Genomic DNA, 12,913 nt, shown 5'->3' on the forward strand with positions numbered 1-12,913 from the left:
GTCTCGGACTGTGAACCGGTTTATTTCTGGACCCGGCGTGCTCGTGCGCCGCAGACTGGGCAAAGCATGACCTACTTCTCGCGTTGGGCGACACGCCAAGCCGCCCAAGACCCTAATTTCAGCGCGGAGCAGCTGACCGAAACGGCAAACCGCCTCCTACATCGGCAGTTCGTTGCCCGCGGCGATTTCGGCGGAGCCGCTCACTTCGACCGCATCGCGAGCAATCTCGACTACTTCAAAGATCTGTTCGCGAGCTTCGGTTTCAGGTTCGTCTTCAATGATACCTGGGGCTATGCAGGCTTCGTCAGCCCAGTTGCCTATAGCAATGCGCGGGTGCCGACGCAGGAAACCATCGTTCTTCTCTGCCTTCGTATGCTCTACAACGAAGGCGCCGAGAAAGGTTATTTCGTCGACTCGACCGCGCAGATCCTCGTCGAGGAAGAGGAGATACAGACCGTCTTCTCCTCCATGGGATCCCGAACCCTCAAGCCGGGCGAGTTGCGAGCGATTCTGACAACATTCAAACGCAAGGGTTTGGTCACCTTCGACCAGAACCACTCGCTGCAGGTGTCGGCCGACATCCTCATTCGCCCAACCATCACCGAAGTGGTCGACGGTTCTTTCCTGGCTCGTATCGAGGTTTGGGTGGGGCAACCGGCGCGCGCCGCTGAAACAGTGGATGGCGCAGATGATGCCGCAGACGACGACTCCGAGGTTATGCCGGAGAGCTCGCCATCATGATTTCGGCCTTCGTGCTGCGCAATATTGCCGCCATCAACTTCTATCTCTACGCCCAGGATTTTCCTATCTCCGGGCGCGGCAATGCCGTCTTCCTCGGCGGGAATGGATCGGGCAAATCGGTTCTGCTCGACGCGATCCAGATCGTCATGACGGGCATGAACCGGCGCTACCTCGACCTCAACAGCCGCGTCTCCGAGGGAGGGCGAAGTACCAGAACCGTGCGCGAAGCCTGCCTCGGTCTGCTCGACGACGGAGTAGGTTATGAGCGCGACGCCTGCCTGACGTACATCGCTCTCGGTTTCGAGGCTGTCGACGGATCACGTCGCTGTACGGCGGGAGTCTGTCTCGAGGCGAAAGCATCTCTCAGTGAGGAGAACGTCCTCGGCCTTTTCATTATCGAGGGGGAGATCCTTGGCTTCGCCGACTTCGTGCATCCGAAACCCAAGGGTTTCGAGGAGAAAGCGTGGCAAACTTTTCTAGATGAGCAGCGCCGCAAGGGACGCAGCGTCCAGACCTTCCAGCGGCAGAAAAATCAAGCCTTCTTGCGGGAGCTGTACGCCATCATCAACGGGAACGCCCGCGGCACGCAGCTCGATCCCGATCGTGCGCGCGCGGCGCTGCGCCAGGCGCTATCGTTTGACATCGGTCAAATCACGAGCGTCACCGATTTCGTCAAGCGCTTCCTACTCGACGACCTCCCGATCGAGATCGAGACCTTTCAGGCGCGCTATAACACCTGGCGCGACATGCAGAAGACCATCGAGCGCGTCGAAACGGAGATCAAGACGGTCGAGACGATCCGGTCGGCATGCGAGCGGGTCATGGAAGATCAGTTCAACACGCGGATGTGGAACTACGCTGCTCAGCGCGCTGAATACGATCGATACGGCGCCTTTATCGCCAAACAGCGTCAAGAGATCGACGAGATGCAGGAGCAGCTCGATAGCACAAAATCTTATCAGCAGACGCTGGGCGAGGCGATCGAGCAGATCCGGCGCCGGCTGGAAGCTATCAAGAACCAGATCGACGGAACGCCGGCCTATAAGCAGATCGAGAAGGCGGAGGCTGAGAAGAACAGTCAGGATGCGGTTCGCAGGGCGGGGGCCGTCGAGGCCAAGCCGATTTTCGATGCCCTCAGTGCCTTGCGCGAAGCCGCAACGAGCCCCGCATTTCCGACTGATTTTGCCAGCATCGCGGATTTTGCCTCGCGCCTGACGCAGGGCCTGCACTATGATGCTGCCTGGCCCAAGTCCGCCAAGCAGATCGCTGCCCTCGTGACGGCCGTGCCGGACCTATCCGACGCGCGGGTTCGGCTCGACGAGCGTTATCAGAACGCCGCCTCCGACAAGGCAAGCCTCGCCAAGGAATTCGAGGAGGGGGATCGCGTTCTGAAGAAGCTGCGATCCGGCGGTACCTACATGTCCAACGATACGCAGGACTTCCTGGCCGACATGGCGAAGATGCGTGTGCCGGCGCAAAGCCTTTCGGAGGTCGCCGATATCGCGCCTGCGTTTGCCGAATGGCGCGCAATCATCGAATCGATCCTCGGCGATTGGGCTGATGCGCTCATCATCGAGCCGCGTTTCATGGATCAGGCCTATCGGCATTTCGACAGCCACTATAAAGCGACCAGAGCCAAGCTGATCCAGTCGGAGAATGTGTTGCCCCAGGATCAGAGTGTCAGGCCCGGCACGCTGGCCGAGGCGGTGGTTACTGACAATTCTTACGCGCGTGCGTTCCTCAACGTGCGACTAGGCCGGATCGTTCGGGCGCGCTCGGCCAATGATATTCGTAAGGGCGACCTCGCGGCATCGGCCGACGGCAAATACGCTCATGGCCGCGGTATCGAGTATCGTCAGCTCAAGCAAATCCCGCGGCTGGGACAATCGGTCCGCGAGCAGCAGATCGCTCAGCTCAGTGAGCAGCAACGCGCGCTGGAGACGAAGTTGCAAACCATGCGGGACAATGAGCGCCGGTTATTCGCCGTTCTTGAGGCCGTCAAGCGCGCAGAAACTGCCCTCGTGACCAATCGGGGTGCGGCGATCCAGCTGCTCGAGAAGATCGAATCCGCGGATCGTGAGAGCGAGCGCCAGGCGACCCTCATTCGCGACCTCGAGGCAGAGTTACCGCAAGGGGTGATGGAGGAAAAGCGCGACACCGAAAAAATGTTGGCTCAGTACAAGAAAGAGCGAGAGGACGAGGAAAGGAAAGCGGAGAAGCTCATTGATACTATCGGCCAGCGCAAGGGCGCCATGAATACGAATGCAGAAGAACGCAAGAAGGCCGCTGACCGGGCCTGCGAGGCGTTCCCGCCATTCGAGCCGCGCCGGAAGAGACACGATCCCGCCATCGGCCTCGAGGCGTTTGTCCGGCGCGCCCGTGCGGCCTACGTGCAAGAACGCGTTACACGCGGGCATCCCGCGCATGTCCGCAATCATTTTGAGGGTCTTCTCAAGGACAGGGCGCCGGCGCAGCGGGTGGCGAGGCTGAACGCCGCGATCCATGACTATGTACAGGCGAACCCGGACCAGTATCCGGGATTCGAATGGACCCAGTTCGTCGCTACTGAACAGACGACTACAGTCTACGACTGGATCGATATGCGACACCGAGAGCTTACGCAGACGATCTTGCGCAACTTCAAGGAACAGATCGACAAGGCCGTCGCCGCCCTTGTGGAAACGATGGTGCACGATTTCTTGAGCCGTCTTAGCGGCAATATTGACGCGGTTGATCGCATCAAGGACGATCTGAACCGAGCGTTGCGCAGCAGCGTCTTTATGGGGGAAGTCTATCAGATCCGCCAGGAGCGTGACCAGGACAAGGAGACTATCCGCTACCTGATCGATAGGCTCGACATCGTGGCGCCAAAGGCCACCGCGTTGATGCAGAGCAATCCGGATCCAAACGATCCGGACCAGGTGAAGATCAAAGAGTTGATTGACATGCTGACGATTGAGAATGGCGACGATGCCCAGCATCGCCGCCGCATTCGTGAGCTGGCGGACTACCGGAGTTACTTTCGTTTCAGCATCGATATCTGCGATCCGGAGCAAGGCTACCGCAGAATCTCGGATCTCGAGCAGCGTCGCGGCAAGGCCAGTGGAGGGCAGAAGTTCGTCCCGTTCTATATCTGCCTTGGCGTTGCAGCCGCATCAGCCTACTTCAATCACCTTTGAGGCAGCCGCGATGCGCCGCCCCAATCGGCCCTTATGCTGATGGACGAGGCTTTCGAGAAACTTGATCCGGACAATATCTACAAGATCATCCGGTTTTACCATCAGCTCGGCCTGCAGCTTATCATGGCCGCGCCAAAAACGCATCAGGCGCTCTATCAGGAGACGTTCGATACATTGATTTCGATTATCCGGGTCGGTCGCGCGATCCAGGCGATCCCGCAGCACTTCCATCAAGAGGCACACGTACTCTTGCGGAAGGAAAATCCGATGCATCAGCCGCGCAGCTTCTTTGAAGAGCGCGTCCGCGAGGAGCGGAGGCATGCCGCGGAATAGCCAATATACCGCCGAGACCCTGCTCAATCGGCTTCTCAACCGCTTTGAGGCCCCGCTGGCTCGCACGCGCGACATCACGCAGACGATCGACTACACCTTGATCGGCGGTCCCGCCGCGCAAGACGAGTTTCACCGTGTGCTGCGGGATGCGGAACGAGCGGGCGGTGTCGCACTCGAGCAAGATCGGGTTGGTCGCTTCACGGGCGAGTTCGCCCGGGTACGCCTGGTGTACCCCGATAAGCTTTATCAGTTTCTGATCAGAGCCCCCGCAGGAGCGACCGCTGCGACTGCACACCAAACAATACTGGCTGCCGTTCCCGAAATCCTCGCCGATCCGTTCTTCCGGGACATCGAGCAGGAGGCGATCACTACCTGGAGAGGCAACAAGAGCTTTCTAGGACTCTCGGTTGGCGAGATCGACACGTTCCTCACGATTCTTCGTCTCACCTATGGCGTCACCAATCTGTCGGGCCGCGATATCGACCACCGGACCTTTTCTCGCCGAACTGTAAAGGACAGCAAGGCCCTGGAGCGGATGGAAGGACGCATCGCCCAGCTGCTCAGGCGTCGTGATCCGAATCTGGTCGGCGAGGAGCCGCGTGAAGTACTGGAGGCGAGCGGCATCGTACGCCGCGCTCACCTTCTGCAAGTCAAGGGTCCGCTTCGTCTCTCCTCCGATGCGCTGAATATCTACGGTACCGGGGGCGCTTTCATCGGCCTACCATGGCTCACAGTTCAACAAGCATCTTTGGCTCATGCCGTCGACTACGTCATTACGGTCGAGAACCCGACCAGCTTCTGGCGCTACAGCGTGGAAGTCGAGGGTAACTATCTTGCCCTTCTGACTGACGGTTTTCCGGCGCGCGATGTTCTCTCAAGTATGGTACATTTCGTTCGACATGCTCTTCTCTTGGCGCCTGATACGCCGGTGTATCATTGGGGCGATATCGATGCCGGCGGGTTGAGGATAGCCGCGCACCTCGAGGATGCTTTCCGAACTCGTATTCGACTGCATCAGATGAATGCGGAACTCGCCTTGGCCTTTGGATCGCCGCTGCAGTCGCAGAAGGGGCTCGAAAGGCTATCAATGCGTTCGGACGAAATCGGACAACTGGCGCGCTGGCTCCGCAGCGGAGCCGCAAGGATGTTGGAGCAGGAAGAGCTTGACCCCACGGTGCCAGGTTTTGCGGCCAACGCAGCTGCGACGTGATGAGCTGCCGGCTGACCTTGTCGCGCAGCCGTCTGATGGAGCGGAATCGAAGGAGCGGTCGAGACGCTTGTTCAGGCGCTGGGTGATCTGCGGGATCGCCGCGATGGCGATCGCGCTGGGCGATGATCGCCCGCCGCGACCACTGGTTGAGTCGGTGACCAAATAAGGGCGCGATGCTTCGGTCCCGTGCCGTTTTTGCGACCCGGTCAATCTGCCCATGAAGGCACCTTTCCTGCCTTGGCACGCCGAACCGGCCGAGCGCCAGCACGGCGACGTTCTTTTGCGGTCCTCCGTGCTAATGCCCTCAATCTCGCCTGCCGACCACGGCGGCACCAATTACGTCGCCTGGGCGTTTTTGACCCCTAGGTCCGGTTGGCATATCATGGTTCCGTTAACCGCTTACCGGTAAGCACAACAGATGAATCGAGCTTAGGACAGCTTACCAATGGCAGCTTTCGCGGTTATGGCCCCGGTGGATAACTACTTGCTTCCGCCGATCATCGCCAACAAGTTCCCAAAGCATTATTCGATGGGGCCAGGACAGTGGATCGTTGCTGAATCGGGGATTACCGCTCAACAAGTGTCGGAACGCCTTGGAATAAATGGGGTAGCTGGCAATTTCGCGGTCTTCTCGATTGCCGGATATAACGGCTGGTACAATAAAAACCTTTGGGAATGGCTGGCAATCAATTCGGGATGATGCGCGGTGGCTAGAGATAGGACCTCCATTACGTCGCCCGATCCGGTCGTAGGGACGCCTCCTCGCGACCGCGGCTTAGATCGGGATTTGGACGTCCTTCAGACCGAAGTCACAAAAATTCAGGTCGATGGAGAATACACAAAGAAGTTTTTAGGCGAGCTTCAGACCGATATGCGGGACATGCGGGACCGCATGGCGCGTCTCGAAGTTCGAGTAGACCATCTCCCCACTAAAGGTCACATCGTGACCGTAACTGTGATTGCCCTGACGTTAATCGGCGCGTTGGTAACGATCGCTCCGAAGTTACAAGCCCTTGCTGGCATGGCGCCTCAAGCGGCACAAGTCAGCCACTAGCTTCAAAACTGGACGCTTTTCGTCATTAGGGCCTCTAGGCATTCGAGAGCGTACCATGACGCGGAAGGGCGGGGATGAACCTTTAATCACCACCGGCGTGAGTGTAATGTTCAACCACGAAGGCGGCTGGTTCGTGGGCAAGATCGTGCGATTTGACGAAGAGCGAGGACGCTACCTTATTGAGCGCCAGCAAAAGGGAAGCAATCTGCCCCGACTTTGGGTTGATGAAGACCTTGTCAGGCCGCTGCCGCTTAGCGCTCCCAAGTCGGGATTTCTTGGGCCTGATGGCTGAAAATTCAAACAAAGCTATATCGGCCTTCTGCGCGATCGCGGCGGCCGCAGCGCGGAAAGTAGTCGAGGACGTATCGCTGACGACAGGTTACCGTGCTGCCGGTTGCGGTCGATCTCTCCCACCAGTTCTGACATCGTCGTGTTGCGCTGGGTAGCAATCTCCTTCAGCCTCGTCCACGCTCACGCTGGTCTTGTGGCCGCCGACAACGATGGATCGTTTCACGACGGGTGCTTTCATGCCTGTTTCTCGTGTTCGATGGGTACTCGTGCCCATTGTCATTTGCGCCAGTCAGCCAGTCCGATCCTGCAAACTAGAACGGCTCTGGCGTGCGAAGCTGTCGCAGCTTCACCTAACGCGTCATGGGTTCCATGAAAAAATCTACCCGCGCTGGCGGGCGTCTTTCTTGTAACGGCAGGTGCACCCAAAGCCATAATGCCGTGCTGAAGCTCTTGATGCTATTCGCTAGCCGCTTTCTCAATCCGCGACTACGCGGCACATCCAATCTAGATGATCATCCACAGGGGACACCTAGGTATGGCCCGCGGGGCCGTCGGCATTGTCCGCAAGGTCATGTGGGAGGCCGCCGCGGCCGCTAGAGCATCTGAGGAAGCACAGGTTGGCGTTGGTGGCATCTGGGCCTCGTTGACGAGGCGCGCTAGTGATGCCTTGGCGGCCCAGCGTTGCCGCCGCCATGATGGCGTCGTGGATGAAGTTGAGCCGCTCGACGTCCTTGGCCTTGGGTTGTCTTGCCCGATCTCGTCACCAACCGGCGCGATCTCCTTCATCAGCGTGTCCCAGGCACCAGTAAAGAGTTGCGAGTAGCAGGTTAGTGCAACGAAGCACTCTCGTGCGACGAATGCCCATTTTGCGCCGGATAAGCCCAGGGGTGCAACCAGCAAGTCATTGATTTTCCTTAACCCATGGCTGACGCTTAATCAGCGAGTCCTCGGAATTCATGCAACAAGCTTCGGGATTTCCCGCTCGATCAATCGCGAGAAGCAGGTACTGCGCCATACCACTGATTCCTCCGATACCAGCGACGGCGGGGTGCCGTTCGCGTTTGGGTTCCATTTCGCAGCGATCGGGTTTTGCGCCTCCCCGCAACCAAGACTTCAAGGACGGAGAATGACCCAGCATCTCGGCGCAGGGACGCAATCGAATTGCAATCGTGCCTCACTCTATTCCGTCAGAAACCCCGGGTATACGAAGGCGCCCTTGATCGTTTCTGCGTCCTTCTCGCTGATTCCTTGACCGCGAACAACATCGTACCACGAGGCGCGCACTTGTTCGGTCATGATCGCGACAATCGCTTTGGCCTCTTCGGCATCCAGCAGAAAGCGGGCATGCTGCGACAACACGTTCTTTGCATTTGCAAATCGCCCCTGGTCGCCAACCTCCAGCGCTAGATCACGATGTTCCTGCGAAATAGCCGGCGAGGGCGTCAGATCATAAGCTGGCGAAAGCTGCCAAGTCCGCCCTTTGGCTACCAGCGCGTGGTTGCGAGGATGATCATCCAGGTTGGAAGTCAGCGCATTGAACGTCATGCGTCGGAAAAGTTCTTTGGCATCCTTTTCAGGCTCCTCCGTGACCCGGCGCATCTCCTCTGCCATCAATACGTAGGACCAGCGATCGCTCATCTCGATGGCTTCATCAGCTCGCAGAACGGTTAGTCCGCTAATCATCCGCGAACGCGTATATCCCTTGTCCGTCTTCGTGCGATCGAAGCGCTTGACGAGAAGAACGTCCTTCGCACCTACGCTGATAATGCGGCTCTCAACGACGCGAAGACCGCAAGCCTTGGCCAACTCAAGCATCGCGTGCTCGACGTGCGTGTTGTTCCAGCGGTCATCTGGGCGGTTGAATTTTGCGATCCAGAGTCCGTCGTCGTCCTCTACGACAGCTTTCGGACGGGCTCCGCCCATGGAGGTGCCTAGGAGCATCAAGTCCTGAACCTGTGCGGCTTCCTCGGTTTTTACATCTTCCTCACACATCAAGGCTTCGGCGATTTCCTGAAGCTTTGCGAGTTCGAGCGTCTTATTGAATTTGCGACGTGGTGCCGGAGGTTGTTGGCCAAGTCCAAAACCAAGCGCCCCTGCGCGGTCGTCGGCTGAGTTCAGCAAGTAATCGAGTTCACCAAGCTGAGGAACCCCGGCATGCTTCTCGATGATACAGCGACCCCAATAGTCCGGGCCTGCATCGCGCAACGCGCCAAAGACGCCATTCAGTCGACCGGTTTCGTATGTTTCGCCAGATAGTTTAAGCTCGAAAGGATCAATCGCGACCGCATCTCCCCGGGAGAGATACGACCTGCCGTAGACGAAGCGGCCCAATGCATTGCCACGGCGATCTTTGGTGAGCTGGAATCGGCCGGCAGTTACCGCTTCAGTCTGACCGGACAGCGTGATGTAGACGAAGCATTCGTGCGGAGGTTCAACATGACGCAGCACATTGCCCGCACCGAAAAGCAACTCGGTGCCATTTTGCGCCGGGTACGCAAACAGGCAGGCCTCACCCAGTCAGGTCTTGGAGTGCGTCAGGGAACCGTGTCTCGGCTGGAAGCGGGCGCGCCTGCCATTCAGCTCCGTACCCTCATGGAAGCGTTGGCCGCGCTCAATCTTGAACTGGTCGTCCGTACCCGCTCAAAGGCCAGCCCAACCGATATCGAAGGCATTTTCTGATGGGCCGCCCGCCAGCAAATGCGCCGCTGAACGTATTTGTCAACGCGCGCCTGGCCGGCGTTCTCCGGCGCGAGTCCAGCGGCGCAATAGACTTTCGCTATGATCCGCAATGGCTCTCCTGGGAGTCGACTTTTCCGATCTCTTTGTCGTTGCCGTTGCGCGAGGACCGTTATGTCGGCGCGCCGGTCATCGCCGTGTTCGACAACCTGTTGCCGGACAGTGAACCAATACGCCGACGCCTCGCGGAACGGGTTGGGGCCAATGGAACCGATGCCTACAGCATGCTCGCCGCACTCGGGCATGATTGCGTCGGCGCACTCCAGTTTCTTCCTCAGGATGTCGATCCCGGGCCCGCAGGGAAGATCGAAGGTAAGCCCGTCAGCGAGCGTGACATCACGGCTATCATTCAGAACCTCGCCGCGGCTCCGCTCGGCATGGGCGAGGACGAAGATTTTCGAATCTCCATCGCCGGCGCTCAGGAGAAGACGGCTCTACTGCGCCGCGATGGCAAGTGGTACAAACCGACCGGCACTACGGCGACGACGCATCTCCTGAAGCCGCAGATCAGCCGTCTGCCGAATGGCATCGATCTCTCGAATAGCGTCGAAAACGAATATCTCTGTCTCAAGCTGCTGGCAGCGCTCGGCATACCGGCGGCTAATGTCGAGATCGCCGATTTCGGTGAGCGTCGCACGTTGATCGTCGAGCGCTTCGATCGGCGCTGGACAAACGACAAACGGTTACTTCGCCTTCCGCAGGAAGATTTCTGTCAGGCTCTGTCGGTACCTCCCACCCGGAATATCAATCGGATGGCGGACCCGGGATGAAAGACATCCTGCAGCTCCTCAAAGGCAGCGATGCGCCGACCGAAGATCTCGCCACATTTCTGCGGGCGAGCATTGTGTTCTGGCTCCTCGGCGCTACGGACGGTCATGCCAAAAACTTTAGCCTCTTCCTAAGTCCCGGCGGACGCTTTCGCCTGACTCCGCTCTATGATGTCCTGAGTGCGCAACCGAGCCTTGATGCCGGGCAGATTCAGCGCAAAGCATTCAAACTCGCGATGTCGGTTGGCAAGAATCGTCACTATGCAATGAATGATATCCTGCCACGTCATTTCATACAGATAGCCGAAATCTCGGGCGTCGGCTCTGCTGTGGTCCATGCGATCTTCAAGGACCTCGTCGAAAACTTCGAGCGAACCTTTGTGAAAGTGCAGAAGGCGCTTCCCAAGGGCTTCCACGAAGAATTGACAAATTCGATAAGGGCAGCCGCACTTCACCGCATCGGCCTACTAAGCGATGCGTGACACTTCATTGCAGCCGATGCCCATTTTCCAAGCCGTTACGGCTTACCAATCCTTCCACGGCACAAAACTGGCACAAAAGAACCGCGGTATCATTTCCTCGATGCGGTCCCGGTTGGCACGATCGATGACGCACAGGCCTTGCCGTCCGCTGCGATAGAGCGTCACTTCGCCCGGTGGTAACGGACCAGCGCTGGCCTCCGGTTCTCAAGCAGGCCTCATTCGTGGATGTTAATGCTGCGGTCACGATGATAATCAGCATAGACGGGCTATCATCCGCCGTCTTTATGCTCGATCGGGCTAGGGTGAGACGAATGTCTTAGCCGGGGTTGCCTTGGTGCCATCTCTTACTTCGTTCGGCGCGCTATTCGGAAATCACTGGCGGAGAGGGAGGGATTCGAACCCCCGATAGGCTTGCACCTATGCCGCATTTCGAGTGCGGTGCATTCAACCACTCTGCCACCTCTCCTGAAGGCGCCAAATCGGGGTAGCCCCGTGCGGTCGGGGCGTGTTCTAGGCGAGGATGACGGGCCAGACAAGGCGCGCGGGGCAAAAATCCAGCGCCTCCTCGACGACGCCTTGGTCGTGTGGACGTTACGGACACGCGCCGCCGATCGAATCGAGCATGTTGTCGATTACGGCCACGGCTGCTCCGATGTGAGATGGCCCTCATCGACCTCATCAACAGCAAGCGGACTGGCGAGCCGATCATGGCGCTTCCATCAGTTCGACGACGTTCTCGCCGCCGTGCTGCGCCGCGGCGTTGGTCAGGAAGCGCTCCCGCAAAATCACCGAAGAAGCCAGCAAGGCGATAAGAGACCAGAAGGAAATGCTGATGGCAATTCAAAGCAAGCAACCGAAGAGGCAGCGGCGACCAGAAAGCCGTCGGCACGCCGGCGCAAACTCGAATTTGAACACTGAGATCAATCGCGCGCTGAGTACGATCGACTAGTTCTTAGTTTTCCTGCTGAATGGACGGACATTTCCGTGCGCCCTGGTCAGGCGGGAGCACAACCGGTCTCTCGGCCACCGGCGTCCGCATCGGACTGCCGGCGATGTTCTTTGTCTGACACATGATGGTCGGGCCGTTGGGTTGAATCGTGCAACCGGCGGCCGAGGAAAGTATCAGGTGGCTGGCTGGTCTGAAGGATTTTTACGGACTCGGCGATACGCAGGCGGGCGACTTCAATTGCATCTGCAAGTTCCGCTGCATTCGTTCGATAGATAATTGGGTAACGAGGATAGATCATGATGCCTCTTCGACCGGACTGTCGCGCTTGGCGCGGGAAAATAGGTGAATACCCGCATTGAGAGGTGGAACAGAAGACCCATCAAAGCGAGCCAACCTGAATGATTGCCGCGTTCTGATCATCGAGGACGAGTAATTTCTGGGCGATGACCTCGCCAAAGCGTTTCGGTCGCTCGGCGCTCGCGTGATCGGACCACTCGCCGAACTCAACGATGCGATGGCCACCAGGCAAGACGGTTCCGATGGCGTGGTGATTGATATCGGCCTGCGCGGGGATTCTGCTTATCCGGTCGCGGACGAACGTGCTGCGTCCCGGCAGGCCTCTTGCGCTCATCAACAAAAGGCGCTCTCCCGTTCTGGCCACATTCGTCGATTCAACTGCCGTTTTCTTCAGCTGAGACTAACAGGGTGTAAGTTTCCCATGAGTGAGATTGTGTCGGGTTCGATGCGCGTCTTGATGCGTCGCCGTCAGTCGTGAATAGCCGGTCAGGCCTTACCACGTGGCTGCGTCGGCGGAAACGGAATGGGTCACGCTATCGAGCCTGAAGCGCGCGATGGGCTCCCTGCCTTGACTTCATATTGATCGGCAAGCCTCAAGAGGCGTTGCTTGGTAAACGGATCAGCTTGCTCAGCGATGTCGCGGACCAAGGAGGCACGAGCTCGATAGAAATCCTCATTCATAAAAGACCGAACACTATGGGTCTGCTGGTTATGTATACCGTTTGATTCGCCAGGCGGTCTGTTTCTTTCTGCGATAGTTAAGCCATTTCGATTTCATTCAGCTAACGTGCGCATCAACAACGGCGCCGCGGCTTGCGCATAAGTGAGAGCGCGCCTCACCCATGCTCGTGAAATTGCCCCGCCAAATTGCCGC

12 protein-coding genes, 1 tRNA gene and 2 pseudogenes are annotated in these 12,913 nt (G+C 58.3%); 10 read left to right on the plus strand and 5 right to left on the minus strand.

The genetic code is table 11. The features are described 5' to 3' along the window. From Q3C01_RS43950 to Q3C01_RS43980, 7 genes are all read left to right on the plus strand, one after another. A partial coding sequence (locus Q3C01_RS43950) for a DUF4194 domain-containing protein (RefSeq protein WP_458151568.1) occupies positions 1–741 on the plus strand: 741 nt, incomplete at its 5' end. Continuing rightward, positions 738–3,920, plus strand: a complete 3,183-nt coding sequence (locus Q3C01_RS43955; RefSeq protein WP_458151569.1) for an SbcC/MukB-like Walker B domain-containing protein — start codon at positions 738–740, stop codon at positions 3,918–3,920. The genes Q3C01_RS43950 and Q3C01_RS43955, both read left to right, overlap by 4 nt. 39 nt (positions 3,921–3,959) lie before the next feature. Beyond that, complete coding sequence (locus tag Q3C01_RS43960; protein ID WP_458151570.1) at positions 3,960–4,253, plus strand: hypothetical protein; 294 nt, start codon at positions 3,960–3,962, stop codon at positions 4,251–4,253. Next, positions 4,240–5,463 carry a Wadjet anti-phage system protein JetD domain-containing protein gene (locus tag Q3C01_RS43965; RefSeq protein ID WP_458151571.1) on the plus strand — a complete coding sequence of 408 codons (1,224 nt, stop codon included), beginning with the start codon at positions 4,240–4,242 and terminating at the stop codon, positions 5,461–5,463. Before Q3C01_RS43960 ends, Q3C01_RS43965 begins: the two co-directional genes overlap by 14 nt. Positions 5,464–5,908: 445 nt before the next feature. Next, complete coding sequence (locus Q3C01_RS43970; protein ID WP_458151572.1) at positions 5,909–6,163, plus strand: hypothetical protein; 255 nt, start codon at positions 5,909–5,911, stop codon at positions 6,161–6,163. An 87-nt stretch (positions 6,164–6,250) separates the two neighbouring features. Next, positions 6,251–6,517: a hypothetical protein gene (locus Q3C01_RS43975; RefSeq protein WP_458151573.1), complete on the plus strand. Its 267-nt coding sequence runs from the start codon at positions 6,251–6,253 to the stop codon at positions 6,515–6,517. A 55-nt stretch (positions 6,518–6,572) separates the two neighbouring features. Next, positions 6,573–6,809, plus strand: coding sequence for a tudor domain-containing protein (locus tag Q3C01_RS43980; protein ID WP_458151574.1), 237 nt, complete (start codon positions 6,573–6,575; stop codon positions 6,807–6,809). Between the two features lie 14 nt (positions 6,810–6,823). On the opposite strand, the pseudogene Q3C01_RS43985 reads toward Q3C01_RS43980, so the two are convergent. Beyond that, positions 6,824–7,046, minus strand: a pseudogene (locus tag Q3C01_RS43985) (ribbon-helix-helix domain-containing protein). A gap of 941 nt (positions 7,047–7,987) precedes the next feature. Continuing rightward, on the minus strand, positions 7,988–9,256 hold the full coding sequence (locus tag Q3C01_RS43990; protein WP_458151575.1) for a type II toxin-antitoxin system HipA family toxin: 1,269 nt from the start codon (positions 9,254–9,256) through the stop codon (positions 7,988–7,990). On the opposite strand from Q3C01_RS43990, the gene Q3C01_RS43995 reads away from it, so the two are divergent. Next, positions 9,245–9,487 carry a helix-turn-helix domain-containing protein gene (locus Q3C01_RS43995; protein WP_458151576.1) on the plus strand — a complete coding sequence of 81 codons (243 nt, stop codon included), beginning with the start codon at positions 9,245–9,247 and terminating at the stop codon, positions 9,485–9,487. The two genes, Q3C01_RS43990 and Q3C01_RS43995, sit on opposite strands and share 12 nt — an antisense overlap. Continuing rightward, positions 9,487–10,793 (plus strand): annotated as a pseudogene (locus tag Q3C01_RS44000) (type II toxin-antitoxin system HipA family toxin). The gene Q3C01_RS43995 and the pseudogene Q3C01_RS44000 overlap by 1 nt, the downstream one beginning before the upstream one ends. A 376-nt stretch (positions 10,794–11,169) precedes the next feature. Here Q3C01_RS44000 and Q3C01_RS44005 read toward each other — a convergent pair. Next, positions 11,170–11,259: transfer RNA gene (locus Q3C01_RS44005), tRNA-Ser, on the minus strand. A 110-nt stretch (positions 11,260–11,369) separates the two neighbouring features. Between Q3C01_RS44005 and Q3C01_RS44010 the strand changes: the two genes are divergently transcribed. Further along, positions 11,370–11,711 carry a hypothetical protein gene (locus Q3C01_RS44010; protein WP_458151578.1) on the plus strand — a complete coding sequence of 114 codons (342 nt, stop codon included), beginning with the start codon at positions 11,370–11,372 and terminating at the stop codon, positions 11,709–11,711. Between the two features lie 77 nt (positions 11,712–11,788). On the opposite strand, the gene Q3C01_RS44015 is transcribed toward Q3C01_RS44010, so the two are convergent. Then, the gene (locus Q3C01_RS44015; RefSeq protein WP_458151579.1) at positions 11,789–12,040 is read right to left on the minus strand and encodes a hypothetical protein; all 252 of its coding nucleotides are present in this window, start codon (positions 12,038–12,040) and stop codon (positions 11,789–11,791) included. Between the two features lie 81 nt (positions 12,041–12,121). Continuing rightward, on the minus strand, positions 12,122–12,373 hold the full coding sequence (locus Q3C01_RS44020; RefSeq protein ID WP_458151581.1) for a hypothetical protein: 252 nt from the start codon (positions 12,371–12,373) through the stop codon (positions 12,122–12,124). Between the last annotated feature and the right edge of the window lie 540 nt (positions 12,374–12,913).

It is taken from the genome of Bradyrhizobium sp. UFLA05-109, assembly GCF_054185165.1.